Below are 23,778 nucleotides of genomic sequence, written 5' to 3' on the forward strand. Positions count from 1 at the left end.
CTGAAACGGCGAATGCCGATCTTTTCGATGTTGGCTATATTACGGCGTAGACTGTGTACTCAGTGCAGGGTCTGCGTCTAAGTTAAACCACATGATGCTCTGAATTTGATTGTTCACGGTGCGAATGGTGTAACGATAGTTCGCAATTTCATATACATATACCGTCTCAAGTGGGCTATTCGGCGCACTGCTGATTGGGGTAGAGGACATAGAAATCGGCGATAAATCTATTTTTTTCTGCATGTCTTGAACTTGATCACCGATAGTCACCGTTTGACCCGCAGGGGTTTTAAATGAGTTGGTTGAGGTGTCTGCAAAACTAAAGCTAGATATTGTGCAAGCCAATACAACCACGGCCCAAAGTTTCATTTTTTTCTCCCCAAATCGCGTAAAGATAGAACAACAGAATATAGATATTTTGCTATGCAATAACATCACCTTAATTAGGGAGATTGGATTGTACTTACAATTCTTTACGTTCAAATTTGATCCAATTCACCGATTTTATTTTTTCAGTTAGCTTAAACAGCTAAGCTTTGTCCTTCGATATTCAGCGTATAAAACCAACTAAAAAGCTAGGAATACTAAATTTCATGGCATAATCCATAAATACTGAACTTAACCTAAGTTCGTTTTGTGGTTAAACTATAGCATTCAGCTGAATACTCGAATTTGGAGTACATATATGTCGTGGCTTTCTTCTCTTAAATCAGTTTTTTCTCCTGCGCAGGAGGTAAAGGAAGAAGAAATCCAAACAGTACTGCAAAACTATATTTTGCCCAATTCAAACCAGGCGTTGAAAGACCGAATTACTCAAGTGAATGTGCAGGGCAATATTCTGCAAATTACCATCAATACTTTTCCTGCCGAAGCCGATGATTTACAACAGATTCATGATGATTTGGCGGTTGCGCTTGAAGCATGTGGTATCAAAGAATTAAACATGCATGTGATTCAGCAAAAAACGGGGCATAAAGAAAAGTCAGGTGGCTGTGGGCATCAGCATGCCGAAGGTGAGAGCTGTTCAAGCCAAGCAAAAGAGGCTGCACCAAAAAGCAATTTGCCCCCAGTGATTGATGCTTCAGACTCAGCAGCCCAAGTTGCTGCACAACCCGTTGAAACTGATCCAAACAATCCACCTATTCAAAAAGCAGCGCCACAACAACGTGATGTGCCGAAGCATCCGCGTATTCAAAATGTGATTTTGGTGTCCTCAGGCAAGGGGGGCGTGGGCAAATCCACCACCACGGTAAACCTTGCACTTGCTTTGCAAAAGCTCGGCTTAAAAGTTGGGGTCTTAGATGCGGACATTTATGGTCCAAGTATTCCGACCATGTTGGGCAATGCGGGCAAAACGCCGATGATTGAAGCGGAAAATTTTGTACCCTTAGATGCCTATGGTTTGGCAGTGTTATCGATTGGGCATTTAACAGGTGATCACAATACTCCTGTGGCTTGGCGTGGGCCGAAAGCGACAGGTGCGTTGATGCAACTGTTCAATCAAACCTTATGGCCTGACTTAGATGTATTGATGATTGATATGCCACCGGGCACAGGTGATATTCAGTTGACGCTTGCGCAGCGTATTCCTGTGACAGGTGCGGTGATTGTAACCACCCCGCAAAATGTGGCACTTATGGATGCGACTAAAGGCATTGAGTTATTTAACCGCGTACATATTCCAGTTATGGGTGTTGTGGAAAATATGTCGACCCATATTTGCTCAAATTGTGGATTTGAAGAGCAAATTTTTGGTACGGGCGGCGGTGATAAACTGTCTGAGCAATATGCTATTCCGCTGTTGGGACGTCTACCTTTAAATGTACAAATCCGTGAAAATGCGGATGCGGGCAAGCCTTCTGTTTTAGTGGAAGACAGTGCAGCAGATAGCTATATGCAGATTGCTGAAAAAATTGCAGCCGCACTGCCTCAGGCTGAAAAAGATCAGACTCGTATTTTCTAAATGAGCCATAAAAAAGCCCAACACATTAAGTTGGGCTTTTTTTTGTTTCTTTTTTAGGAGAGTGAATAGGACTGATTTTGTTTTTTGGCTTGCATAATATTAATGCTGATGGCGATCACCACCATCACAATCCCGATAATATCAGTCACAGTTTCAGGGATAATCATACATAAAGCACCTGCACCTAAGAAAATTCGCCAGAACCAGTTCAAACCAACTTTAAAGTAACCTTCAACTGCTGCCCCCAGTGCCAAAATCCCAACCACTGAGGTAAAGACAATACTCACAATAGTTGTCCAGGCAGGAAAAGCAAACTCACGTGCATTGACTGCGACATTGGCCATATCAATCATCAGCATGGCAGGGTTATAGACGAACAGGAACGGGACAATGAAACCCGCTAAAGAAAGCTTCAAGGCTTGGAAGCCCGTGCGCATTGGGTCGCCCCCTGCGATTCCCGCACCTGCAAAGGCGGCTAAGGCGACAGGGGGGGTAATATTGGCAAACAGACCAAAGTAGAACACAAACATATGCGCCACTAGCGTGGGAATATCAAAGTTTGCCAAAGCGGGTGCAGCCATAGTCGCGGTAATGATATAGGCTGGAATCGAAGGAAGTCCCATACCTAAAATCATCGATGCAATCATGGTAAAGAACAGCGTTAAAAATAGGCTGCCTGCACCGATGCTCATAATCGAGGAGGTCATGACAGAGCCAAAGCTGGTCAGGCTCACCACACCAATAATAATCCCCACCACAGCACAGGCTGCCATGACTGAAAGGGATTGTTTTGCACCATCGGCGAGCGCTTCTAATATTTCTTTGAAGCCCATACGGGTCGATTTTCGGAAACTCGCCACGACCACAGTTAAGACAATGGTATAGACCGCGGCATAACTGACAGGGATGGATTGAAAGAGGAAAAACACCAAGGCCACAATCGGAATAAGCAAGTGCCCTCGTTCCTTTAGGACATCTTTAACCCGTGGCAAATCCGCTTTCGGGACACCTTTTAAATTGTCTTTACCAGCACGGAAATGAACTTGTGCCATTACACCCAAATAGTAGAGCAAAGCCGGAAGAGTGGCTGCAAGGGCAATGGTGCCATAACTTACACCCGTGGTTTCAGCCATAATGAAGGCACTGGCTCCCATCACAGGCGGTAAAATTTGTCCACCCACCGAGGCACTGGCTTCAACAGCGCCTGCAAAATTTTTGTGGTAGCCAATTTTTTTCATCAGGGGAATGGTAAATGAACCAGTACCTACGACATTGGCCACCGCTGTGCCATTAATGCTGCCCATAAATCCACTGGAAATGACGGCAACTTTTGCAGGGCCACCTTGTTTATGTCCCGCAAGTGCCATCGCAAGATCATTAAACAGTTTTCCCATGCCTGATTTCGCCAGAAAAGCACCAAACAAAATAAACAGAAAAATGAAAGTGACTGAAGCACCGATTGCGGAAGAATAAAGACCTTCGGTTTTTAAATACATTTGCCCGAAAATATCACTAATACTATATGGACGCGTCAATAAACGATCAGGGACCCAGTCATAGTGGCTAAAAAACGGGTAAGACAGAAAGACTAAACCTAAAATAGGCAGCATCCATCCCATGACCCGCCGAGCACCTTCAACCACCAGCACCACGGCTAAAATGGCAAAAACAATATCTAATGTGTTTGGAATACCACCACGTGTGGTCATAATGGCTTGATATTCTTTCCAAAGGTATAAAAAGGTTGCTAAAGAGGCTAAAGCAAGTAACCAATCCAACCAAGGGATGCTTTGTCGTGAACTGGACTGACGCGCAGGATAAAGTAGAAAGATCAAAACCAAACCAATAGCGACATGGGCGGAACGTTGAATCAGTTCGGGTAGTGGATTAAAGGTAATAAATAAATGAAATAAGGAATAGAAAATAGCAATCGCCGCTATGAACCATGCCACAGATTTGTTGCTTGGGGAACGAGTCACTGACTCACGATCAAATTTTTCTAAAATGGCTTGTTGTTGTTGCTCATCTAATTGTTCAGGGGCAACTTTTTCTTCATTTTGAGTCATCGGCATTCTCCGATCTGCCATGCTTTCCACAAGGGCTGTTGTTGTGCTGTAATTTGCACCAAGGTGTAATCTGGATATTGTTGAAAAATGGGCCAGACGCTCTGGTGAATAATGATACTGCCTTGCATATTCTTGGAAATGATCCAGTTGATTTGATCAATTCGCCGATTAACTTTCATTCTGACCATACCGTCTTTTTGAAAGATGATGGGATAGTCATTCGGTGTACCTGCACCGAAAGAAATTAGGTCAGTGTAGTGCAATATAAAGTGCTGTTGCTCCCGTTGATAGTTTTCAATCCAACGAGTTTTTTCAACTGAATGTTTCCACTGCAAACTAAATTGTGCTGTTGAAATTCGGCACTGCATTTGAGCAACAGTTACTTCGCTATAGCGAACAGGTAACAACAACAGCCCGCATAAACCGAGTAGAAAAAGTGCAGTAAACACTGCACTTTTTTTCAGCTTCATTTTTTCGCTGCGAGTTCGTCGTAATAACGCTTAGCCCCAAGGTGTAGCGGAGCAACCACGCCTTTTTGGGCCGTTTCCAGATTAATTTCTGTCGCTGCCTGATGTGAGTTAGCCAACTGTCCTAAACTATCAAAGAAGGTTTTGGTCAGTTTGTAGACATCATCTTCAGAAAGATCGGAACGTACCACTAAAGCATTCATAATGGCCGCAGTTGGAATATCTTCTGCATTGCCATAAGTGCCTTTCGGAATATTCAGAGATAGGAAATAGGTTTGGTTCTTGGCGATTTGTTTCACTTTCTCAGGATCGATCCCGACCAGTTGTAAATCGAAACCTTGTTGCAGTTCCATCAAGGATGAGTTGGGGATACCACTGGTTAAGAATGCAGCATCAATTTTTCCACCCTTTAAAGCATCCGCGGCTTCTGCATAGCCTAGATAGTCGACCTTCACGTCATTGTAAGTAATACCAAAACCATTTAAGAGGGTGCGCGCATTAACTTCAACCCCTGAGTTTTGGGCACCGACGGCAATACGCTTACCTTTTAAGTCTTCAAGCTTTTTAATGCCTGATTTTTTTGACGCCACAATTTGCACATAGTTGGGATAGAGTGCTGCAATTTGTTGGACATTCTCAATTTTCCCACTGGCAAAACTGCCTGTGCCATTCAGCGCCTCGGTTAAGCTATCACTCATGACAAAAGCCATTTCGACTTTTTTCTGTTTGAGTAAGTTAAGATTTTCTACCGATGCGCCTGTGGTTTGGGTTTTTGAATTTACACCGTAGGTTTTATTATAAATTTCAGCTAAACTGGTGCCAATCACGTTATATGGGCCAGATGCACCACCTGTCGCTATGTTGACAAATTTACTTTGGAGTTTGTCGGATGCTTGTGCACTGGTTTCGGTTTGAGCATCGCCTGAAGTTGCGGTTTTATTGTCACTTGAGCATGCTCCTAGACCTGCAAGTGCAATTGAAAGTAGCGTGAGTTGAGTCCATTTTTTCATATACTTTTCCTCGTTTTATTATCTTCAAAGCCATTCACTTGGCTCTTTTATCCTTGACTTTGCGTGATCAGATTGATGAATAAAAATACGCATGTTTTAAAAAGTAACTGATTAAAAATCATTTGAATAGTTTTTTTTCATTAGTTATGTCTATTTGATTTATAAAATCATTGATTTGAAAAAAGAATAAAGCATATGGCGTCATCTTTATGAAAGCTAGATTTGGTAAGGGTCTTACGCTTCATTTATGTTACTTATTGAATGAAAATTAAAAAAACTGTTATCACGGTTCACTAAATTTGATTGCTTTCAGCAAGGCAAGTCATTACGCTTATAGCTATATATATGTGGGTCTGTGAATATGGTCACTTGGTTTTTTATTGGTTTAGTGATAACCATTCTTTTAACTCCAGGACCGACCAATACCTTACTTGCCTCTTCAGGCATTCAAGTCGGTATTCGTAAATCTTTGCGTCTTATTCCTGCAGAAGCTTTTGGTTATCTCATTTCAATCACGGCATGGGGCTTCCTCATTGGAAAAGTGTCTGTGCACTTGCCTTTATTGCCCACCATTTTAAAACTGTTCAGTGCGAGCTATATCATTTATTTGGCCATCAAATTATGGCGTACAGCCGATGTCGAGATGAGTTTTAATCAACCGACTATTCGGGCGCGTGAACTGTTTTTGGCAACATTATTGAACCCTAAAGCATTGTTATTTGCTTCTGCCATTTTCCCGACTATTGCGTGGACAAAATTGGATTATTACCTTTCGCATATGTCGCTGTTTTTGGTGTTAATTGTTCCTATAGCTTTCTTTTGGACTTTTATTGGGTCAATTTTAGCGAGCAATAAAATTCGTTGGCTGAACCAATCTAACCTGCAAAAAACAGCGTCGCTGGTTTTGATGAGTTTTTCGATTCCACTGAGCTATTCTGCGATTTTAAGTTTTTAATTTAGTAATTAAAGACAGAAATTTTGCGAACTTAAACGCGCTTATTTTCATTGAAAGCGATTTCAGTTAAAGTACAACGCAATTATTGAAATTAAGCTTTTTTGGAAAGAATAAATGGCTATTAAGTCCGATCGTTGGATTCGCGAAATGAGCGAAAAACACGGCATGATCGAACCGTATGCAGAAAACCAAGTTCGTTTAGATGAAAATGGTCAAAAACTCATTTCTTATGGTGTGTCGAGCTATGGTTATGATGTTCGTTGCGCGCGTGAGTTTAAAGTTTTTACCAATGTTCACTCGGCAATTGTAGATCCAAAAAACTTTGATGATAAAAGTTTTATCGACATTGAAGCTGATGTTTGTATTATTCCGCCGAACTCATTTGCTTTAGCTCGTACCGTTGAGTATTTCCGTATTCCACGTAATGTGTTGACTGTGTGTTTGGGTAAATCGACCTATGCACGTTGCGGTATTATCGTAAACGTCACACCACTTGAGCCTGAGTGGGAAGGTCATGTTACTTTAGAGTTCTCGAATACAACTAATCTTCCTGCACGTATTTATGCAGGTGAGGGTGTTGCACAAATGTTGTTCTTCGAATCTGACGAAGTGTGTGAAACATCGTATAAAGACCGTGGTGGTAAGTACCAAGGTCAAACAGGTGTGACTTTACCGAAGACCTAAGTTTTAAATATTCAAAAAAGCGGATCATTGATCCGCTTTTTTTATGTCAATTCATTCATCGGAAAATAAATATTATCGGACAGTTGGTTTTGCATTTGTGCTGAGTTTCAGCATAATCAATTGTGAAATAGAGTGCTTTGGTTGACGCAAATAAAAATTATAGTGCGCAGAGTAGAATGCCAAGCAAAGGATGCAGTACATAAAGATGCGGAGCATCGAATAATAAGGATGGTCGAGATGACAAATCGTATATATCCCGCAGGATTGAAAAAATCCTGTTTAGCTAGTCTTGTCGGACTCATGCTTGCGCAGCCTACATTTGCCCTTGAGTCACTTTCCGATGAATATCTAGCGGATACTACGGGTGAAGGCATTGCTTTACTTCCTGAAAACTTCAAGATGGTGTTTCAAGGGGCTAATGATCTCTCCACGGCTTCTAGTTATAACCGTGGCGTGGCCAATCCACAACAATACGACACGGGTTTCATTCGTATTATTCCTGTGGGTGAGAACTACTCCAAATATACCAATGCCGATGATCTGACCACGAAACGAACCAAAGCGGACATCTTTATTTATGGTTTAGCACTTTCACGGTCTGATAATAATGCCAATAGTCGTTTCAGCAATCAGGGTTTTACATGGGGAAGCGATGTTAACCCTTGGTTATTTCGCGCTGGCACAGCCACGGGGATTAAACAGTTTCATCAGTCGAATGCAAGTTCAGATGTAAGTTTTCTAGGGCTGGAAGCACCTTTAGCAACGGTTGTAGCGAGTGACACAGATAATAATATTAAATTAGGTCTATGGTGGGATGCTTTTTCGCGTAGCTGGAACTCCCAGAATAAAGTGGACCCTATCACTGGTGCACCGACAACAACCAATGCGGCTGCGGATCCTGATTTAAGTTTAAATCAAAGAATACGTTTACAAGCGGTTGCCAACGGATTGAGTTTAAATGGTTCACAGGTTCGTATGTTTCAAACTCAAGCATCTACCTTAGACCAGCAAAATAAAACCTTTGGGATGGCAGCCTTACTTCGGATCAATACCAATGATGATCCATCTGGATTGGTCTATGCCAACAACGACGCAAATAAAGCGCTATTGAATGCTAAAGTCCTTCGACTGAGCACAGCTGCGACCAACGACGGTACGGCAGTCACACCCGCATTAGATCGTTCATTGGCTCCAATTTTTGATGCGAGCGAGGGACTTTATTTATACAGCCCAAATATTAACTTGGTCTTGGGTAATATGTATCAGCCTTTTGTTGTAGGTTCGGAAGGACGCAATATTATTCTCGAAGTCACGCGTATTCCGAATGTGCCTGAGATTTATAAGCAGATTTATACCTACTACCCAGATGTACAGGGTGGAAACAATGCTGACTATAAAGGATCAACCTGTAATGTGGCCTATTGTGGTTCGAATTTTGTTCAAACGGGGGCAGGGAGTACCGCGATTCAGTACCAAGGGAATAACGCAACACATAGCAGTATTTCGATTGGTAGCGTGACACGAGATCCGACCACCAATACGCTCAAAGCCAATACGGCGACACAATCTACTGGTGTGGTATTCCGCGGGACTGGAACAGCAGTTCCTGTAAATCTCGGTTCGGTTGCTATAGATGGTGTATTGATCCAACACTTAAAAATTAAGACCACAGGGCTATAGGATACTGACATGATGAAAAAATTATGTGTAACCATGTTGATGTCTGTATCCATGTTGTCTCAAGCGGGTTTGGTAGATTTGGATAATAAGGAACTGGTCGGTGTGACTGGACAGGGCGGTGCAGATTTGAGCTTAACCTTATCGATCAACCACCAATATGCTAATGATATGAGTTTAAATACGATCTCTAGGATCAATGGTGTAGATGCAAATGGGCGAGCTATTGTCACTGAAGCGTATTATCAAATGCGCGCAAATCAAGACTGCGCTTTATTAGAACTGTGTCGTATTGCCATTTCTCCAAATAATCATAAGGAAAATGGGCAACGAAAATGGCTGGTGTTTAAGCAGTTTCAAGGCACCATGCAAATTGATAAATTTTCGCTGGAAGGTACCACAATTCTGAATAAAGAAGGTAAGCCACAAACTGCGATGCTGTTAAAGTTTTTCGATGATAAACCCCTTAAAATTCGTAACTTAGGTTTTTCCAGCCTTTCAGTAGAAAGTGGTGAAAATGGATATTTCAATACCTCAACGTATAACAGTTATGGTACGAGTAAAATTGTCCCCACTTTTGATAAAGGTCAGGAACAAGGTTTTATGGGCTTAAATGTTCACGGAAACTTACATCTGGATGGAAATCTAAAAATCTTTAGCTATAACTGCTCGGGCACTGCGGGTAGCCGCTGTTAGACACATAGTTTCAAAAGGATATTGAGATGCATAAAATAATAAAACTAAACCTTCTGACACTGTGTATCTGTGCAGCGAATCAAAGTTATGCATTACAAGCTTTGAATGATCAGATTTTAAGTGATGTAACGGGTCAAGATGGTATTTCAATTACCCATGAAGCTTCAAAAGTTGACATTAAACAATTGAATTGGGTCGATCCAGCGGAAGTCGGAAAAACACCGATTAAACTGGGTTTACATAATATTGACGTTAAAACGGCGACTGGTTATAACAACATTAAAACCAAACTCGATTTTGATGTGGGAACAACACAATTAGCCAATGGTACGCAAGGGGTTGGCATTCAGCTCTCTGCCAGTGTGTCACCTTTTACCGCAACGGCTGCCCAAATCATGCTGATGTGTTCACCAAATTGTGCAACGGGTGAAACGGATCAAAATTTAGGAAGTTTTAAGCTTTCAACTATTTCACCTTTTGAAGTGTATTTGGCAACGACGAATGGGCTGTTTAACCGCGACTCAAAGGTGCATTTAGATTTTAAATTGCAGAATGCTAGTATTAGTTATGGACAAAATAATCAAGATTTAACCTTAAAAGATTTCAACTTCAATTTATCTGCTGATGGATACCTCTATATCGATGAAACGGAAGGTGTGGTTCTCACCTCCAAGGGTAGTGTTGGCGATAATATTGTTGTTTTAGGTCGAGTGGAAGATAAGACAGATGTACATGACAGCCGTGTAGGTAATGCCACAAATCCGGGGTTAAACGTTGATTTACGTTATGGCTCAGCAAACTCGACTCACCGGAACTTAATTCGGATAGGGGCATCGGGTGCATTAACCAATGGCAAGATCGCATTGAATGCTGACCAAACTGGTGTTGCTAAGTTTAATACGGTCAACCGTGTTAACGGCAATGTTCAAGAAAATGAGGTGGTTGCATCTGCAGGTTATGGTTTTAAGAATGCGGGCGGCTTACATTTAAATGTATCGGCTGACTTTACTCGTGCAGGGAATAGTTTGCTCGGCGCTGCGACACCGACAACGTTTGAATTAGGGCATACTGGTACAGGTAGTTATGCCATCGAATTTTCAAACTTATCACCGCTGAACGTGCGTACTTCTACTGACCCAAATTCAGCAATAAACAGTCAAAATGCCTATATTGATTTTGGCCAGATTTATATCAATAACATTCGAACTAACTCAATGGGTTTTGTGGTTAATGACCAAATTAAGACGATATTGGGTGCACAAAACTATGAGTTAATTTATAACCCATCACCAACGGGCAATGCTTCAAATATGGCTTTTATTGCTGTACGTGGGCTCGATTTTCAAGCTATTGCACGCAAAGCCCGCTTTATTTCAGATAATTCGATTGCAGTAAACAATACTAACGAAGGAACATGGGGTTTAGGTATTCCAATTTATAACCTAAATGCCAATGCGGCATTTTTTGCCAAGAAATATACCAATACCGTTGGAACAGTGAAGGATGGGTTGGGCTATGACATCGCGGTATCAACCGATGGTTATGGTGAAGATAGTCAAGGCAACCCGAAAACAACGTCTATTATCGTCATTGATGGTGCGATGAGTAAGCATGGCGAAGAAGTTAACTACTATACAGGCTTACGCAATATTGATTCATATTTTAAAGCCAATGGTGTGATTGGTTTTAATGAAAATGAAATCTATATCAAAGCTGATAATTTATTGTTTGCTGCCAATGCGGAAATCGCAATTGGGCAGCTTCCGGGTGCACTGTATAACTGTCCAGCAGGGGTGAATAGTTGTGCCAAAGAAGTCGTGCCGATTAATAACTTTGGCAAAAAAGATGATGTTCTCGCATCGATTGCTTTTATGTTAGATGGTAAAGGCGAACTCTTTATTATTCCAGGGCTTGAGGCCGTAGGCGGGACACCACAAAGCAACTATTTGTCATTTAAATCCAATTTTGAGTTTAATATGTTGAGTAGCACAGACCTGAGTAATGAAAGTAAAAAAGGCAGTTTTATTAGTTTAAGTAATACCGATAGTAATGGAACAGCAACAAAAACCTCAAGTTTTAACTTAAACAAAATGCAAGGTCACTTAGGTTTGAATGGAAAAATTCATATGCAAAAGGACTCAGTTGTCATAGACAATCAAGTGCAATTTAACCATAAAGCATTAGCAGGTGGACAAGGAACTGCCTTTAGAACGGAGGTTGCATTGTCTCCAACAGGTACCATGCAGAAGGTTGCAGATATTGCCATTACGGGTGGGGCTATGCGTAGCACATTAGGGATTACGCCGCGCTAAAAAGGATGACAAGGAATAAATAAAATGAATAAGTCTTTAATTTCAATTCTAATCACAGCAACATTAGGCTTGAGTCAAAGTTATGCGATGACCGCTTTAAATGACGAGGAGTTGTCAGAAGTTGAAGGTCAATCTTTGATGAATCTAGAGTTTCAGCAGGGGACGAATACAACCGATGCACAAGGGAAAACATATAATCAATCAAATATTGGGTTTTATAAGTTGGCTCTAAGTGCCGAATTGGAGTTGAATGCCAATATTAAAAAGCTTCAATTAGGATGTGGTGGCGACAACAATTCCATTCGGGCGAACAGTTGTGATATTGATATCGATCATATTGGCTTAAGTGGATTGCCTGATGATCCGAACTATACATCGGATCAGCGTGCAGCAACTTCGGCATTAATCACAAATCCATTTATTCAGTTTGCGATTAAAAATCCGACTTCAGCTGCAACACGTGAGGTGTTAGGCTTTCGTGTGAGTGCTGAAAAGATTAAAGGCTTGATGACATTAGGTACCAATAATGATGTAGATGCAAATAATAATGCGGTACCTAATGGAATTAATACCTTTAGTGGATATATGAAAACCAAAACTGCATCTGGTACTGCAGTGACAGCAGCTCGTAGCATGACCTTTGCGGATACAGGATTAACTATGAATGGTATTGTGCAAGGACGATTACTCGGAAGTAGTTCTGGGACAACTTGTGTAGGTGGTTTTTTAGACCCATGTTATGATATTTCATATACGTCTGATACTTATAATTTAAATTTATCTTCGACTACAGCGCCTTTTACGATTAATTCGACAGTTGTGTCGGGGACTCGAATGAAGGATGTAACTTTAAAAGGGACGGGTACTGTTGGGCAAATTGATTTTAGTGGACAATTAACAGCTAAAGTACTCGGTTTTTTAAACTTAGATAAACAGGTGTCCGGCAATATTACTGGGCTTAAAACAGATATCACTGTGAACCAAAGTTTAGGCTTAATTCATGCACTGTATTTAAACAACCCAGCATCATTATCCTTGCAGTCCCAAGATATTTTATGGACGGGTGCTGCGGTTGGTGCGAATAAAGGTTGGTGGCTGGCAATGGAAGATGAAGTCGAACTGGGTAGCTTAAGCCCAACGACCAAAGTGGCAATTACCAATGAAGTCTTAAAACAAACCATTGCAGGTATTAATAAAGATCTAACGGACAATCCTCGAAATTGCGGTAATCTTTTAACAGGATGTGTCGGTGGTTCTGCCTTAGTTGTTGGGAATGTTCCAATGAATACGACGACTTTGGATTTTCCACTGACCAATTTAAGCTTACAAGGGCAAAACTTTAGATCAAACTGTTACGGTGGTTTAAAATTCTGCTAATTAAATTTTCATAAAAAATCCCGCGATATACGCGGGATTTTTTTAATCTAAAATGAATTATTTTGCAATTTTCGCCAATAACTCTTCTTTAGAAATGTTTACAGATTCAGCATCACGACGGCCTTTATATTCAAAAGTACCTGCATCCAAGCCTTTCTCACCAATCACAATACGGTGAGGAATACCTGTAAGCTCAAGGTCTGAGAATTTCACGCCTGGACGTTCGTTACGATCATCCAGTAAAACATCATAACCTGCTGCCGTGAGTTCAGCATATAAGGCTTCAGCTGCATCTAAAGTACGTGGAGACTTATGTGCATTCATAGGCACAATGGCAACTTCAAACGGTGCAATTGCCATAGGCCAAATAATGCCTTTTTCGTCAAAGTTTTGCTCAATTGCAGAGGCAACTACACGTGTTACACCAATACCGTAACAACCCATGGTTACCGTAAATGGTTTGCCATCTTCACCTAGAACTTTACAGCCCAAAGCTTCTGAGTACTTTTGACCGAGTTGGAAAATATGCCCCACTTCGATACCACGCTTAATTTGCAGCGTACCTTTACCATCTGGAGAAGGATCGCCCTCAACCACATTACGTAAGTCATAAACTTCAGTGAACTGTGCATCACGTTCCCAGTTTAGACCAGTCACGTGTTTATCAACCTCATTTGCACCCGCAACAAAGTCAGACAGTACCGATGCAGCACGGTCGACAATGACCGTTAGGCCTTTTTCAACTAAGCCTTGTGGTCCACAGAAACCAGCGGTTAAACCCAGTGCAGCAAGTTGTTCTTCAGTTGCAAAAGTTAATGGTGATGCAATGCGCGGATGCTTCTCGGCTTTAATTTCATTTAGCTCATGATCGCCACGTAAGAACAATGCCACTACCGGAGTTGCTTCGCCTTCTTCGGCTGCAATACCTTGTACTAACAAGGCTTTTACAGAGTGTGCAGGATCAGATTTTAAGAAGTTTGATACATCTGCAATGGTTTTTTGATTTGGTGTATCGACAACTTCTAAAGCTTTGGTTGGCGCCGCACGTTCACCGACTAAAACGGCCTCAGCCATTTCAATATTTGCTGCATAGTCAGATTCAGTCGAGAAGGCGATATCATCTTCACCACTTGATGCTAATACGTGGAATTCATGTGAGCCTGAACCACCAATTGAACCTGTATCGGCTTGTACTGGACGGAAATCTAAACCTAAACGGCTAAAGATTTTGCAGTACGCGCCATACATGATGTCATAGGTTTCTTGCAGTGATTCTTGGTTTGCGTGGAAAGAATAAGCATCTTTCATAATAAATTCACGTGAACGCATTACACCGAAACGTGGACGAATTTCATCACGGAATTTGGTTTGTACTTGATAGAAGTTTGCAGGCAATTGTTTATAGCTTTTGAGTTCATTGCGCGCAAGATCGGTAATAACTTCTTCATGTGTAGGACCAAGCACGAAAGGGTTGCCATGGCGGTCTTTAAAACGAAGCAATTCAGGCCCGTATTGGACATATCGACCAGATTCTTCCCATAAAGATGCTGGCTGAGTGACGGGCATCAGGACTTCGAGTGAACCCGCTTTGTTCATTTCTTCATGAACGATCGCTGCAACTTTATTTAATACGCGAACGCCCATCGGCAGCCAAGTGTATAAACCTGAAGCCAATTTACGAATCATCCCAGCACGTAGCATTAGTTGATGTGAAATCACTTCTGCATCATTTGGGGTTTCTCTTAACGTTGCAAATAAAAAGCGACTCGCGCGCATGGAAACTGTCCTAAAATTTTAAACTTTGAAAGTCAAAGATTATACGATAAAAAATGAGGAGGCATGTCGACACCGCCTCAGAAAAATGTTGATTATTATGACATGATTTTACGTACTTGACGCAGCATAAAGTTCTTAAAGTCATCTAAATAGGTGAAGATCACAGGAACCACCACCAAGGTCAGCAGTGTCGATGTAATGACACCGCCGATCACTGCATGTGCCATAGGTGCGCTTTGTTCCCCCGCTTCACCTAGCCCTAAAGCCAGAGGTACCATGCCCATTATCATGGCACTTGTGGTCATCAAAATAGGCCGTAAGCGTGTTTTACCCGCATCAATAATCGCTTGATAACGATCAACGCCGTGATCCATGGCTTTTTTAATGAAATCAATCAATAGAATTGCATTCTTCGTCACCAAGCCCATCAACATGATAATACCGATAATAGAAAACAAGTTCAGGGTGGAGTTAAATAAGAAGAGTGCTAAAAATACCCCTATCAACGAGAGTGGCAGGGAAGCCATAATCGCCGCAGGGTGAATAAAACTATTGAACTGCGAACCCAGTACTATATAAATAAACACAATGGATAAGGTGATTGCGGTCATGGCATAACCTGCAGATTCAGCCATGTCTTTGTTTGAACCTTGTGTGTCAAAGCTATAACCTGCTGGAAGGTCAAAGTTGTCTTCAATTTTTTTAATATCTGCACCAATATCACCTGCAGGTCGACCTGCAGTGTTGGCTTCAACTAAGACTTCCCTTGCTAGATCGCGACGATTAATCTGCGATGCCCCCAGACTTTGCTCTAAATGCGCAACACTAGAAAGGGGAATCAATAAAGCTTGACCATTGGCATCCGTTTTTTGCGATGTGAGGTAAAGGTTTTGTACATCACTAGGTAAGCTACGTGCATTTTCAGTTAAGCGCAGGTTAACGTCATAGGTTTCACCTTTGTTGTCTTGCCATGTGGTGACATCATCCCCTGCAATCAGTGGTCGAATGACATTGGCAATTTGGTTGACCGATAGCCCTAAATCGCTGGCTAAGACCCGATTAATATGTACGCCTAAAGTCGGTTTAGGGGCTTTAAGTGAGCTTTCTAAGTCGACAATGCCTTTGACTTGTGCAATTTCTGCCATAAAGCGGTCTGATATTTTTTGCAATTCGGCTAAGTCTGGACCTTTGATGGAAATCATCACGGGCTTTTGCCCGCCCGATACCGTTTCATCTGCCGAGGCAATTGAGGTCACGGTAATGCCACCCACTTGTTGTAGGCGTTGACGGAATTCATTGTTTAAGTCGGTTAAGCTTTTCTTACGTTCTGTACGTGGCGTGACGGTTACGCGAATACTGACATGGTTTTTACCACGATCTGTAACGCCATTAATCACAGCATAAGTTGCTCGAACGTCAGGGTGCTGCTGAATAATTTTATCGACTTGCAGCAGTTTGGCTTGTGAATATTCCAAAGAGGCATCGACAGGTGTTTCGAACTTAATCCGAATCTCACCTTTATCTGGAACAGGGACAAACTCTGTTCCAATCAGTTTAGATAAGCCGAATGCACCGAACAGTGAAGCCACAGCGATCATGAGGGTGATGAATCGGAAGTGCAGAGCAAGCTTGAGTAATTTCTCATAGCCATGGCTGAGATTATCTAGTTTACTAGAAATCCAATTAAAGAAACGTTTGACTCGATTGGGTGGTTTATATGGATTATGCTGTTCAGCCCAATGTGCAGATAGCATGGGATCTAAAGTAAAGCTGACAAACATGGAGATCAGCACAGCAGTACTGACGGTTACACCAAACTGATAGAAAAAGCGACCGATAATACCGCCCATAAACGCCACAGGTAAGAACACCGCAACAATGGTTAAGGTGGTGGCTAAAACAGCGAGTCCAATTTCTTTGGTCCCATCAAGGGCTGCCGTGACAGGGTCTTTGCCCATGTCCGCATGTCGCACAATATTTTCACGGACCACAATCGCATCATCAATCAGTAGACCAATACTGAGTGATAGTGCCAGTAAGGTCATCATATTGATGCTAAAGCCAAAGATCCAAATAAACGTCAGAGTGCCAAGGAGAGCTATCGGCAACGTCATGCCTGTAATGGCGGTGGAACGGAATGAGCCTAAAGACAGCAGGACAATCAAAACGGCAAGAGCCGCGCCTTCAATAATGGTGCGTGCAACATCGGTGATGCTGTTACGAATGCCTTTGGATGAATCTACCACGACTTTTGCTGTGGTGCCTTCAGGTAACTGTTTTTGGATATCTGCTAAGGTCTCATATGTGCCGTCGACCACGTCAATCACATTTGAATCGGAACTGCGTAAAATATCAATCGCAACCGCGGTTTTACCATCTAAGTAGGCACTCGACTCAAGTTCTGCTTGGCTGTCTGAAATGCTTGCAACTTGGCGTAAATAAATCGGTACACCATTTTTATTGGCAATCACCAAATCGCCGAAGGCTAAAGGATGAATCACTTTAGACTTAATTTCGACCACAAGTTCACTGTTACCATGTTTCAACGTTCCACCCGGAACCTCGACATTTTCAGCTTTTACCGTGTTGATGATCTGGTCAATACCAATCCCAAAACTTTGTAATTTGTGGGGTTCAATCTGTATGCGAATTTGTCGCTTGGCATCACCTAATAAGTTGACGGTCCCAACACCAGAAACGGTTCTAAACTGTGGAACGATGCGCTGATCCAAATAAGAACTGAGCGCTTTCAGTGACATGTTTTGTGATTCAAATACAATTGACATCACGGCATTGGCAGAAGGATCGTAACGTTCAACGATCGGGTCTTGAATTTCGTCTCGAAATTGAGCGGTGACTGGTGCAATTTTATCGCGGACATCTTGTGCGGCTATAGCAGAAGAAACATCGAGATCAAATTCAGCAATAATGGTCGATAAGCCTTCGCTAGATTGTGAAATGACCTGTTTTAAACCTGAAATGGTATTGATTTGATCTTCCATTTTCTTGGTAATTTCAGACTCCACCGTTTCAGGCGATGCTCCTGGATATGTGGTATACACCACCACGAAGGGGAAATCGACATCAGGAAACTCCTCAACTCCCATTCTTTGCCAAGAGGCTAAGCCTAAAACCATCAGACAAAACATCATCATGATGGTAAAAACAGGATATTTTACACTAATACGGGTTAACCACATAGCAACAACCTTTTCTTATTTTATGGATTGATTGTCACCATTTGATGCAAATCTTTTTCATTAAACTTTATACGACTGATGCGGTCGCCGGTTTGTAGTCCCTGTACTACAGAGCTGTTATTGCTATAGCGTTGTTCCAAGACTTTTATGTGAATACGCTCAATTTTATTGTGGCGAATCACCCAAACATAAGGCGAATTTTGTATATCCTGAATGGTATCAAGCGGGATAATTTGGCCTGTGATGGACTGTGAATCAAGTATGTCTCCCTCTACAAAGGTCCCAATACTCAATGAATTAATACTTTCAATTGGCTGAGCAAAAAACTCAATTTGACGGCTTGTGGGATCTGCAATCGGGGAAATACGAGTAAGCTTGGCTGTCAGTTTTTGGGGATTGCCTTGCAGCCGATATTCAATTTTTTCTCCCAAACTTAAAGCGGCTTGTAGATCACTTGGAATTTTGGCCTGTATTTCTAAATGACTCGGGTCAATGATTTCAAAAAGGGTTTGTCCTGCGGATACTGTTTGTCCAGGTTCCACCTGACGTTGAGTAATAACCCCTGAAATCGGGCTTAAAATAGTGCCATCGCTATCCGCTTTTTCGGCAATATCAACATTGGCTTGTTGCGCACGTACATTTTCTAATTGAGCTTGATAGTCTACAAGGCTTTGTTCATATTCCACTTTAGAAATAAAGCCCTGATCGAGTAAACGTTTTTTTCTTTGAACCATGCTTTTTGCAAGATTGGCTTGGGCTTGGGTTGAAGCAAGATTGGCTTGAGCCTGAGCGAGACGTGCAGCATTATCTTGATTATTCAATCGAACCAGTACTTGGCCTTTTTGAACGGCTTGTCCAACTTGAACGGAGACGGCGGTGGCTGTCGCTGTCACTTGAGCCTGAATGGAACTTTGGTTGACGGCTCGAATGGTGCCAGTAAAGGCTGTACGTTGGATAGAAGGCCCTTCTTGGAACTGGACTAAGTCTTCTGCGATCAGTTCGATTTTAGCTCTAGAAGTAGGTGAGGTGGGTTCGTCTTGTTTTTGGCAGGCCGAGAGGAGTAAGCACAAACACAGCGGACTGAGTTTAAAAATAGGGAGCACTTGGCGGCTTAATTTAGTTTTTATACATGGTGCAGCCTGCATTGAGTCAAATCCTTTGGTCTAGCGGCGAAAGTCAGCACACTGTAAATAAAACGCAGATTATTCAAGTGTTTTTAAACGAGCAATAATTCTGTCGTATTCAGCCTTGGTATTACGATAGTGACTTTGTAACGATTGTATTTGCTCTTTTTTCATCACAATATTTTTGGAGTTATAATCAATCATATCTTGGAGCGGTTTCGGATTGCTTTTGCCTTTACGCATGTTCTCTTTTTCTTGGCGTAAGAATCCAATACGGTCATTCTGTAATTGTTTTAATTCATCTTGCTGAAACTTAATCTGCTTTAAGATATAGGAAAGGGCGGTATTGCGTTTTTGAGTGGCGACTTGGCTGTTGGTATAAGCGCGTTTTAATTTAAGATCTGACTCGCGTTGCTTGGCTGCTGCTGCACGTTGCGGCGCATATTGCGCATCTTTTTCTGCGTTGTATGGGCGTGCCCGTTGAATCACTTGCATGTTGCTATCGAGTGCTTCATAACCATAACGAATATGGTTGGGGGTGACACTGCTACTGACGTTCGCGATGCCTTTACTGTCGTAATATCGATACCAGACCGCTTTAGGTGGATCGGCCATAATCGAGATGGTCTGCAAACTTAGCAAAGCCAGCAAAATGACTTTCGCAGTCATCCTTTTTTTCACGATCAAAGCAAGTTTGTGATTAAACTCCCTCAGCATCGATACCCCCAGTTTAAAGTTGACTAAATTACTTATTTACAAGCAATAAATAGTGCTATATTAGTCCTAAATTTAGGAATAAAAAATATAATCAGTCAAAAAAAAATCGACGGGTATAGGAAAGTGTGAAGCCGTTCTTAAAAAGAAGATGAAGTGTGGTTTTATGCGGAAACTGTTCGTTGAAAATATAAGTAAATATATGTTAAAAGTGTACGTAACTTGTAAAGCGTCTACGAATCTGTTTCTACAAACATTCTAAAAATGGGAAGGGTCATATTAAATGGACGATAAATTCCAGAATCTAAAAGTAATGGTCATTGATGATTCAAAAACCATTCGTCGTACAGCTGAAACATTATTGCAACGTGAAGGTTGTGAAGTGGTGACTGCCGTCGATGGTTTTGACGCATTGTCAAAAATTGCTCAAGCCAATCCTGATATCGTATTTGTCGACATTATGATGCCACGACTAGATGGTTATCAAACGTGTGCATTAATCAAAAATTCACAAAATTATCAAAATATTCCTGTCGTAATGCTCTCTAGCAAAGATGGTCTATTTGACCAAGCCAAAGGGCGTGTTGTCGGTTCAGATGAATATTTAACAAAGCCGTTTAGTAAAGATGAATTATTAAATGCGATTCGTAATCATGTTTCAGCATAAATAATATAAGTGTAATTGGGGAAAATTATGGCGCGTATTTTAATTGTGGATGACTCACCTACAGAGACATTCCGCTTTAAAGAAATTTTGGGGAAACACGGTTTTGAAGTGATTGAAGCGTCGAATGGTGCCGATGGTGTAACCATGGCTCAAGCTGAACTTCCTGATCTTGTGTTGATGGATGTGGTGATGCCAGGCGTTAATGGCTTCCAAGCAACCCGTCAAATTGCGCGTGGCGCAACAACAAAACACATTCCCGTAGTGATCGTCAGTACTAAAGATCAGGCTACAGACCGTGTATGGGGTAAGCGTCAAGGTGCGTGTGATTATTTAACCAAGCCTGTTGATGAAAACCAACTGATTGATGTGATTAAGCAACACCTGAACGCAGGATAAGCTCTATGGCAGCAAATGGATTTATCGAATTACTTCGACTTGCTAAACGTGGTAATAAAAACTACGTTTCAAACGAAAATGAGGTAAACCGCTGGTCGGGCATTGCATTTGAGATGATGGGGCAATATTTTGTTGCGCCATTAGGTGAAGTTGCAGAGGTGATTTATCCTCCGAAATATACCTTAGTGCCAAATACTCAACCTTGGGTTGTGGGTTTGGCCAATATTCGAGGACGTTTACTTTCTGTTGCCGATTTAGCGCACTATGTATCAGGGCATCGCAGTGCGTATTCACCGACTCAAAAAGTACTCTGTATTAGTCACAATGACCACTATGTCGGTTTAGTTGTAGATCAGGTTCTGGGGATTCAGCACTTTAATAAGAAAAGTTTCTTTTCTAAACATGAAGATTTAGATCGGAATTTAAAAGAATATTGCCAAGGGTATTTTCACCAACACAACCAACAATGGCATGTTTTCTTATTCAGTCGCTTATTAGACAATCCAAAGTATATGAACGCATCTATAAAATTTATAAATTAATATCATTGTCGCGCGCGAAATTATAAGGGCGTAAATCGGGGAGAAGCTGCATGGGCTTTAAACTTAAAAAGAAAAATACGGATGGAAGCAGTAACCGCTCAGGTGGAAATGCTTTAGTAGCAAAACTTCAATCACAGACGGAACAGTTTTCACGTGTATTTGGTGATAGTGAAAAGTCCAAGCCATTAATTTTGGGTGCGGCATTTTGTATCGTACTGGCAATTTTCTTACTGTTGTACCTATTCTATAGCGTACCTCGAAATAACGAATTCACCCGTAGCTTGGGTGATTTACGTCTTTTATCACAAACGATTTCGCGTCAGGCAACTGAAGCAACAGCATCAGGTACGCCTGACGCCATTAAAAAACTGACAGAATCACAAAAGTCTTTTGCTGAAAATTTAGAAACAGTAAAAGATATTCACGCGAGCACAGACGCACTGCGTGAAGTAGATGCACAGTGGAAAAAAGTTTCTGAAAATATTGATTTAATTGCTTCACAACAAAAAATCATTAACCAACTCTACGATACCAACATTGCGATTAGTGAAAGTATTCCGGGGATTCAGGCCGAATACAACTTAATGGTTGACCAAATGGCACGTCAAAATGTGCCAGCCAACCAAGTCGTAATTGCAAAAAACCAAGTATTTATTGCGGAACGTATTTTACGTTCAATTGGTTCGGTATTAACCGGTTCAGACAACTCGCGTGAATCTGCGGATGACTTTAGCTCAGATACAGAAACCTTCGCATCATACTTAAACGCACAGTTAAATGGCAGTGCGGATTTAGGTGTAGAGCGTATTAATGACCCTGAAATGCGTGACTCTTTGACCAGTATTCAATCTGAATATGATGATGTACTGAAGTCAGCAGCAGCAACCGTCTTAAAGAACTCATCACAAATCGTTAAAGTACGCCAAGCGTCATCATCGATTTTTGAACAGTCAGATGCTTTGTTAAGTAATTTGAACAAATTGTCAGGTGGTACAGGTTTAGCGATTGCAATTCCTGCCTTAGGTCTAATTCTAGCCCTGATTGCCTTCTTATTCTGTGTATTTAAATTACTTGTACTTCGTGGCGAATCAGATAAAAAACGTGTATCTCGTCTACAAGATGAATATGACCGTAACCAAAACGCGATTTTACGTTTACTGGATGAGATTGCCGATCTTGCAGATGGTGACTTGCGTTCATATGCTACGGTATCTGAAGACTTCACGGGTGCAATTGCCGACTCGATTAACTTCGCAATTGACCAATTGCGTGACCTTGTATCGCGTATTACTGAAACCTCTCAAGAGGTTGCACAATATACGGCAAGTACGCAGGGGATTACCAACCAGTTAGCCGAAGCATCTGAACACCAAGCGCAAGAAATTGCGGGTGCATCTGCCGCGATTAACGAAATGGCAATGTCAATTGACCAAGTATCTTCAAACGCTGAAGAATCAGCGGTAGTAGCAGAACGTTCAGTAAAAATTGCTGCAAATGGCGCGAACGTTGTAAACCGTTCAATTGAAGGTATGGATATCATTCGTGAGCAGATTCAAGAAACCTCTAAACGTATTAAACGTTTGGGTGAATCTTCGCAAGAGATTGGTAACATTGTTGCCTTGATTAACGATATTGCCGACCAAACGAACATCTTGGCTTTAAACGCAGCGATCCAAGCATCGATGGCAGGTGAAGCAGGTCGTGGTTTCGCCGTAGTTGCAGATGAAGTACAGCGTCTTGCAGAGCGTTCAGCTTCAGCAACCAAGCAGATTGAAACACTGGTAAAAACCATTCAGACCGACACCAACGAAGCTGTAATTTCGATGGAACAAACCACGTCTGAGGTTGTACGCGGTGCGAACTTATCTAAGGATGCGGGTGTTGCACTGGATGAGATTCAAAACGTATCGGGTAATTTGGCGAAATTGATTGCAAACATTTCGGATGCAGCAAAGCTACAGTCAGCGTCTGCAGGTCATATTGCAACCACGATGAATGTCGTACAAGAAATTACCTCACAAACCACCACTGCGACTTTCGATACAGCACGTTCAGTCTCTGAACTTGCGAACATGGCGGAAGCGTTACGTGAGTCTGTAACAGACTTTAAACTGCCTGATTAAGCACTTGCTTTGGGGGAGGTATGCTGCTC

The 23,778-nt window shown here is 41.7% G+C and carries 19 protein-coding genes; 11 read left to right on the forward strand and 8 right to left on the reverse strand.

The window, feature by feature from the left end:
* Positions 1 to 39: 39 nt before the first annotated feature.
* Positions 40 to 369 (reverse strand): hypothetical protein, encoded by a 330-nt coding sequence (locus WH214_RS08485; RefSeq protein ID WP_004694526.1) that lies wholly within the window; start codon positions 367 to 369, stop codon positions 40 to 42.
* A 316-nt stretch (positions 370 to 685) separates the two neighbouring features.
* On the opposite strand from WH214_RS08485, the gene apbC reads away from it, so the two are divergent.
* Positions 686 to 1,963: an iron-sulfur cluster carrier protein ApbC gene (apbC, locus tag WH214_RS08490; protein WP_339421464.1), complete on the forward strand. Its 1,278-nt coding sequence runs from the start codon at positions 686 to 688 to the stop codon at positions 1,961 to 1,963.
* 53 nt (positions 1,964 to 2,016) lie between these two features.
* On the opposite strand, the gene WH214_RS08495 is transcribed toward apbC, so the two are convergent.
* Genes WH214_RS08495 through WH214_RS08505 form a run of 3 tightly spaced genes read right to left on the reverse strand, consistent with a single transcriptional unit; the run spans position 2,017 to position 5,506 of the window.
* Positions 2,017 to 4,029 (reverse strand): TRAP transporter permease, encoded by a 2,013-nt coding sequence (locus WH214_RS08495; RefSeq protein ID WP_339421463.1) that lies wholly within the window; start codon positions 4,027 to 4,029, stop codon positions 2,017 to 2,019.
* Positions 4,026 to 4,499, reverse strand: a complete 474-nt coding sequence (locus tag WH214_RS08500) for a DUF1850 domain-containing protein (RefSeq protein WP_339421462.1) — start codon at positions 4,497 to 4,499, stop codon at positions 4,026 to 4,028. The genes WH214_RS08495 and WH214_RS08500 overlap by 4 nt, the downstream gene beginning before the upstream one ends.
* Positions 4,496 to 5,506, reverse strand: a complete 1,011-nt coding sequence (locus tag WH214_RS08505) for a TAXI family TRAP transporter solute-binding subunit (RefSeq protein WP_339421461.1) — start codon at positions 5,504 to 5,506, stop codon at positions 4,496 to 4,498. Before WH214_RS08505 ends, WH214_RS08500 begins: the two co-directional genes overlap by 4 nt.
* A 361-nt stretch (positions 5,507 to 5,867) precedes the next feature.
* On the opposite strand from WH214_RS08505, the gene WH214_RS08510 reads away from it, so the two are divergent.
* The 6 genes from WH214_RS08510 to WH214_RS08535 all read left to right on the forward strand — a co-directional run bounded on the left by WH214_RS08510 (position 5,868) and on the right by WH214_RS08535 (position 13,207).
* The gene (locus WH214_RS08510; RefSeq protein ID WP_339421460.1) at positions 5,868 to 6,461 is read left to right on the forward strand and encodes a LysE family translocator; all 594 of its coding nucleotides are present in this window, start codon (positions 5,868 to 5,870) and stop codon (positions 6,459 to 6,461) included.
* Positions 6,462 to 6,575: 114 nt separating this feature from the next.
* Positions 6,576 to 7,145, forward strand: coding sequence for a dCTP deaminase (gene dcd / locus WH214_RS08515; protein ID WP_004694514.1), 570 nt, complete (start codon positions 6,576 to 6,578; stop codon positions 7,143 to 7,145).
* Between the two features lie 237 nt (positions 7,146 to 7,382).
* Positions 7,383 to 8,825 (forward strand): hypothetical protein, encoded by a 1,443-nt coding sequence (locus tag WH214_RS08520; protein ID WP_218288078.1) that lies wholly within the window; start codon positions 7,383 to 7,385, stop codon positions 8,823 to 8,825.
* A gap of 9 nt (positions 8,826 to 8,834) precedes the next feature.
* A complete protein-coding gene (locus WH214_RS08525; RefSeq protein WP_339421459.1) occupies positions 8,835 to 9,518 on the forward strand; it encodes a hypothetical protein in 684 nt (227 codons plus the stop codon).
* A 26-nt stretch (positions 9,519 to 9,544) separates the two neighbouring features.
* Positions 9,545 to 11,830, forward strand: a complete 2,286-nt coding sequence (locus tag WH214_RS08530; protein WP_339421458.1) for a DUF6160 family protein — start codon at positions 9,545 to 9,547, stop codon at positions 11,828 to 11,830.
* A gap of 24 nt (positions 11,831 to 11,854) precedes the next feature.
* Positions 11,855 to 13,207, forward strand: coding sequence for a hypothetical protein (locus tag WH214_RS08535; protein ID WP_339421457.1), 1,353 nt, complete (start codon positions 11,855 to 11,857; stop codon positions 13,205 to 13,207).
* Between the two features lie 57 nt (positions 13,208 to 13,264).
* On the opposite strand, the gene WH214_RS08540 is transcribed toward WH214_RS08535, so the two are convergent.
* The 4 genes from WH214_RS08540 to WH214_RS08555 form a co-directional block, all read right to left on the reverse strand.
* A complete protein-coding gene (locus WH214_RS08540; RefSeq protein WP_339421456.1) occupies positions 13,265 to 14,983 on the reverse strand; it encodes a proline--tRNA ligase in 1,719 nt (572 codons plus the stop codon).
* Between the two features lie 95 nt (positions 14,984 to 15,078).
* Positions 15,079 to 18,183, reverse strand: coding sequence for an efflux RND transporter permease subunit (locus WH214_RS08545; protein ID WP_339421454.1), 3,105 nt, complete (start codon positions 18,181 to 18,183; stop codon positions 15,079 to 15,081).
* Between the two features lie 20 nt (positions 18,184 to 18,203).
* The gene (locus tag WH214_RS08550) at positions 18,204 to 19,328 is read right to left on the reverse strand and encodes an efflux RND transporter periplasmic adaptor subunit (protein ID WP_339421452.1); all 1,125 of its coding nucleotides are present in this window, start codon (positions 19,326 to 19,328) and stop codon (positions 18,204 to 18,206) included.
* Positions 19,329 to 19,385: 57 nt separating this feature from the next.
* Positions 19,386 to 20,024: a hypothetical protein gene (locus WH214_RS08555; RefSeq protein WP_087010454.1), complete on the reverse strand. Its 639-nt coding sequence runs from the start codon at positions 20,022 to 20,024 to the stop codon at positions 19,386 to 19,388.
* Between the two features lie 280 nt (positions 20,025 to 20,304).
* On the opposite strand from WH214_RS08555, the gene pilG reads away from it, so the two are divergent.
* From pilG to WH214_RS08575, 4 genes are read left to right on the forward strand one after another with little or no spacing between them, the layout of a single operon-like run.
* The gene (pilG, locus tag WH214_RS08560; protein WP_004694493.1) at positions 20,305 to 20,688 is read left to right on the forward strand and encodes a twitching motility response regulator PilG; all 384 of its coding nucleotides are present in this window, start codon (positions 20,305 to 20,307) and stop codon (positions 20,686 to 20,688) included.
* A gap of 27 nt (positions 20,689 to 20,715) precedes the next feature.
* The gene (locus tag WH214_RS08565; protein ID WP_004694491.1) at positions 20,716 to 21,084 is read left to right on the forward strand and encodes a response regulator; all 369 of its coding nucleotides are present in this window, start codon (positions 20,716 to 20,718) and stop codon (positions 21,082 to 21,084) included.
* Between the two features lie 5 nt (positions 21,085 to 21,089).
* Positions 21,090 to 21,626: a chemotaxis protein CheW gene (locus tag WH214_RS08570; protein ID WP_004694490.1), complete on the forward strand. Its 537-nt coding sequence runs from the start codon at positions 21,090 to 21,092 to the stop codon at positions 21,624 to 21,626.
* A 50-nt stretch (positions 21,627 to 21,676) separates the two neighbouring features.
* Complete coding sequence (locus WH214_RS08575) at positions 21,677 to 23,749, forward strand: methyl-accepting chemotaxis protein (protein WP_332477647.1); 2,073 nt, start codon at positions 21,677 to 21,679, stop codon at positions 23,747 to 23,749.
* The last annotated feature ends 29 nt before the right edge of the window (positions 23,750 to 23,778 follow it).

The sequence above is a fragment of the Acinetobacter sp. MYb191 genome, assembly GCF_037572605.1.
Lineage (GTDB): Bacteria > Pseudomonadota > Gammaproteobacteria > Pseudomonadales > Moraxellaceae > Acinetobacter > Acinetobacter johnsonii.

Excerpts from the sequence above, each read along its gene's own strand:
- WH214_RS08550 (WP_339421452.1), bottom strand. The coding sequence starts at position 19,328 with ATGCAGGCTGCACCATGTATAAAAACTAAATTAAGCCGCCAAGTGCTC.
- pilG (WP_004694493.1), top strand. The coding sequence starts at position 20,305 with ATGGACGATAAATTCCAGAATCTAAAAGTAATGGTCATTGATGATTCA.
- WH214_RS08505 (WP_339421461.1), bottom strand. The coding sequence starts at position 5,506 with ATGAAAAAATGGACTCAACTCACGCTACTTTCAATTGCACTTGCAGGT.
- WH214_RS08495 (WP_339421463.1), bottom strand. The coding sequence starts at position 4,029 with ATGACTCAAAATGAAGAAAAAGTTGCCCCTGAACAATTAGATGAGCAA.
- WH214_RS08485 (WP_004694526.1), bottom strand. The coding sequence starts at position 369 with ATGAAACTTTGGGCCGTGGTTGTATTGGCTTGCACAATATCTAGCTTT.
- WH214_RS08510 (WP_339421460.1), top strand. The coding sequence starts at position 5,868 with ATGGTCACTTGGTTTTTTATTGGTTTAGTGATAACCATTCTTTTAACT.
- WH214_RS08540 (WP_339421456.1), bottom strand. The coding sequence starts at position 14,983 with ATGCGCGCGAGTCGCTTTTTATTTGCAACGTTAAGAGAAACCCCAAAT.
- WH214_RS08535 (WP_339421457.1), top strand. The coding sequence starts at position 11,855 with ATGAATAAGTCTTTAATTTCAATTCTAATCACAGCAACATTAGGCTTG.
- dcd (WP_004694514.1), top strand. The coding sequence starts at position 6,576 with ATGGCTATTAAGTCCGATCGTTGGATTCGCGAAATGAGCGAAAAACAC.
- WH214_RS08500 (WP_339421462.1), bottom strand. The coding sequence starts at position 4,499 with ATGAAGCTGAAAAAAAGTGCAGTGTTTACTGCACTTTTTCTACTCGGT.
- WH214_RS08565 (WP_004694491.1), top strand. The coding sequence starts at position 20,716 with ATGGCGCGTATTTTAATTGTGGATGACTCACCTACAGAGACATTCCGC.
- apbC (WP_339421464.1), top strand. The coding sequence starts at position 686 with ATGTCGTGGCTTTCTTCTCTTAAATCAGTTTTTTCTCCTGCGCAGGAG.
- WH214_RS08520 (WP_218288078.1), top strand. The coding sequence starts at position 7,383 with ATGACAAATCGTATATATCCCGCAGGATTGAAAAAATCCTGTTTAGCT.
- WH214_RS08545 (WP_339421454.1), bottom strand. The coding sequence starts at position 18,183 with ATGTGGTTAACCCGTATTAGTGTAAAATATCCTGTTTTTACCATCATG.
- WH214_RS08530 (WP_339421458.1), top strand. The coding sequence starts at position 9,545 with ATGCATAAAATAATAAAACTAAACCTTCTGACACTGTGTATCTGTGCA.
- WH214_RS08570 (WP_004694490.1), top strand. The coding sequence starts at position 21,090 with ATGGCAGCAAATGGATTTATCGAATTACTTCGACTTGCTAAACGTGGT.
- WH214_RS08575 (WP_332477647.1), top strand. The coding sequence starts at position 21,677 with ATGGGCTTTAAACTTAAAAAGAAAAATACGGATGGAAGCAGTAACCGC.
- WH214_RS08525 (WP_339421459.1), top strand. The coding sequence starts at position 8,835 with ATGATGAAAAAATTATGTGTAACCATGTTGATGTCTGTATCCATGTTG.
- WH214_RS08555 (WP_087010454.1), bottom strand. The coding sequence starts at position 20,024 with ATGCTGAGGGAGTTTAATCACAAACTTGCTTTGATCGTGAAAAAAAGG.